We start from the raw sequence: 2,740 nt of genomic DNA on the forward strand, positions 1-2,740 counted from the left end.
TCTCAATAAAGCAAATACTGTCGGGCGGACAGGAATTCAATCCCTCGGACAGACTACCCACTGTCTATTAGGTGAAAGCCTAATAAATAAGGTAACTGGATGAACAGGGAATCCCTCCCATGAGTGCGATGGGAGCGTCAAGTTCTGCACGCATTCCAGAAAAAGTCGAATTCTGGAATCAAGACACCTCAAGAGGATGTAAAGCTTATTGTTGAACGGATGAAACGCGCACAAGTGGATTATGAAAGTAGAGGGACAAAATGAGCAATTTGGAAATCACTTGCGGCACCACGAACGTTTTCGCTGACCTTGGTTATCCAGACGCAGCCGAACGGCAGACGAAAACACGCCTAGCCCTTGCTGTTAACGAACTTCTGAAAAGTCGCAAGCTGAAACAGCGGGAGATTGCCATACTGCTTAATATCCCGCAGCCCAAGGTTTCAGCGCTAAAAAACTATCGGCTCGATCAATTTTCAGTTGAACGATTGATGGAATTTCTCACGGCATTGAATCAAGACGTGGAGATCCTCATCCGGCCTCGCAGCGATACAAAAGAGGTCGGACATATTTCTGTTCTAGCAGTGCAATAAGAGCAGCAGAGACAAAAAGAGTGGCCTTACCGTCTGTTAAGGGCGGCGCTATTTATTAATAAAAAAAGGTAGTTCCAGTACATCGCCCGTTACATTTTGTGTCGTATTCAAGCAATTCATACAGACTCAATCAATTCATACAGTAAATCAAGCAACCGCCTGTTACAGTAATACCAGGAGCAGAATTGTCAACTCGAATCAGGAAATTCAATCGCTATAGTTCGCCATACTATAGGATTTACAAAGCTTTTACCGCATAGCGTTGGAGGGAAAAATGACTTTAACTAACCGTAAACGAGCCGTGGGAATCTTCTCTAGCCATCAAGAGGCAGAGAAGGCACTGAATGGATTACGAGATGACGGATTTGCCATGAATCAGGTATCAATCATTGCCAAAGAGCCAGAACGCCTGGAGCAGAGCAACCGGATTGGTGAGACACGAGTTCAAGAGCTTACCGAAACAAAAACAACTCATATTGACGAAGGAGCAAAGACCGGGGCAGCGGCAGGCGGAGCCATCGGAGGACTGACAGGCTTGCTGGTTGGGTTGGGCATATTGGCAATTCCTGGAGTGGGTCCCGTCATGTTGGCAGGGGCGGCTGCAACTGCGATCGCTACCACGTTAGCTGGCGGTGCAATCGGGACGGCTACCGGAGGTTTGGTAGGTGGTCTAATTGGTCTAGGAATTCCAGAAGATCGGGCACGAGTCTATCACGATTATGTGGTTCGTGGAGACTACCTGTTGATCGTGGACGGTGCAGATGCTGACATCCTTCAGGCTGAAACAATTCTAAAGCGCCGAGGGATTCGCGAGTGGGAAATTTACAATGCCCTAGCAATTGAAGGCTATGTCGATCCTCCTGCTTCTCGTTTGTAAAATCGGAAATTATTAAAGGATTTGCATCATGAAAAAGATCACAACTTTAATCCTCAGCAGCCTTCTACTGATTGGAACTGTGGCTTGTGGGAACAACGCTAAAACTAGCACCAACGCCCCTTCTTCCACAGAGGAAACGGGGCAAGTTCCTGATACTAAAACAGTCCAAAAGAACCAAAGCGATGCGTCTAGTCAAGTGCGCCGAAATCAACTCAATTCTGATATTCGCGCTCGTGAGCAACGCAACAATCTAACTGGAGGAGATGCGGATCGCGCCAACAGTGACCTTTCCAGTGAAGTTCGCTCTAAGCTAGAAGCCAACATCCCGAAAGGGCAACTTACAGTTTCTGCTAAAGATGGAGCGGTAGTCGTCTCTGGAACCGTAGAAACTCAAGAGCAACTCGACAAAATTGACCCCTTGGTAAAACAAATCAAGGGTGTCAATAGTGTCAAAGTTACAGCAAAAGTGGCGTTGTCAAATTGAAAGATGCTCCGAATCAGCTTGGAACTGAAATTACTTTGATAGCAAGGATTGCATTGCATCTTTCATATTCTAATCTGACAACGCCGCAAAAGTTGCGGTGAGCATCTCACCTTTGTAACTCCTAAATTAAGTTTTATGTCAAGCTATTTTGAAAGCCTTACCAGAAGCAAGTTTTAGCGACAAGCATAATTACTCACTTGCATAAATGAGATGCTCCCAAAGTTGAAGTTGCGCCAGCAGCTCCAGCTAAAAAGAAGTAAACAGAAGATAGCAACTGTAACTAACCTTGAAGACAAGGGGCTTAAGCCCCTTGTCTAATCATTGCTTTAGGACTTAAGCATTGACAGAATTTCCGTAGTATGCCTTTGAACTTCAGACTATGGCTTCCAAGTTATTGAGGTCAAGGAAGTTGGATGCTAAATTATTGACAATAAAAGAGCGGATGACCTCAGTAAATAACTCCCTTTGTCAGGAATACCAATTAACAATTTGCGCTTTAAATCGGAGAAATTCTAACTGGGGTTTGCTGAATAATGGTAAAACCCTTTTAAAATAAGGCTTTTGACCTGTTAAAATCCGATGTTAGTGCAAGAATATAGGATTAAGACCTTCAAAAACCTGGCATTATCCTTTTTTTAGTACATAAAATGGTACAAAAAAAGAGGGCAACAAAGCCTGAAACGACCGGCTACTGACGACCGACGACCGACTCCTAACCCCACCAACAAACTTTTTGCCGCCAACCCTATTTAGTTCCTAGTTCAACCGAGACTAACCGATTCACTTGAG

Annotated in this window: 3 protein-coding genes; all 3 read left to right on the forward strand. The window is 44.7% G+C overall.

The annotated features are described in order from the left end of the window. The first annotated feature begins 260 nt into the window (after positions 1–260). The 3 genes from O9300_RS04855 (at position 261) to O9300_RS04865 (ending at position 1,951) form a co-directional block, all read left to right on the forward strand. Positions 261–590: a helix-turn-helix domain-containing protein gene (locus tag O9300_RS04855; protein WP_287970361.1), complete on the forward strand. Its 330-nt coding sequence runs from the start codon at positions 261–263 to the stop codon at positions 588–590. Positions 591–864: 274 nt separating this feature from the next. Continuing rightward, positions 865–1,467 carry a signal transduction histidine kinase (STHK), LytS gene (locus tag O9300_RS04860; RefSeq protein WP_287970362.1) on the forward strand — a complete coding sequence of 201 codons (603 nt, stop codon included), beginning with the start codon at positions 865–867 and terminating at the stop codon, positions 1,465–1,467. A gap of 28 nt (positions 1,468–1,495) precedes the next feature. Continuing rightward, positions 1,496–1,951 (forward strand): BON domain-containing protein, encoded by a 456-nt coding sequence (locus O9300_RS04865; protein ID WP_287970363.1) that lies wholly within the window; start codon positions 1,496–1,498, stop codon positions 1,949–1,951. Positions 1,952–2,740 lie beyond the last annotated feature (789 nt).

This window comes from Microcystis sp. LE19-195.1E (genome assembly GCF_027532095.1).
Taxonomy (GTDB): domain Bacteria; phylum Cyanobacteriota; class Cyanobacteriia; order Cyanobacteriales; family Microcystaceae; genus Microcystis; species Microcystis aeruginosa.

What these genes read in the sequence shown, in the direction of transcription:
- O9300_RS04855 (WP_287970361.1), top strand. Translation starts at nt 261, where the DNA reads ATGAGCAATTTGGAAATCACTTGCGGCACCACGAACGTTTTCGCTGAC.
- O9300_RS04860 (WP_287970362.1), top strand. Translation starts at nt 865, where the DNA reads ATGACTTTAACTAACCGTAAACGAGCCGTGGGAATCTTCTCTAGCCAT.
- O9300_RS04865 (WP_287970363.1), top strand. Translation starts at nt 1,496, where the DNA reads ATGAAAAAGATCACAACTTTAATCCTCAGCAGCCTTCTACTGATTGGA.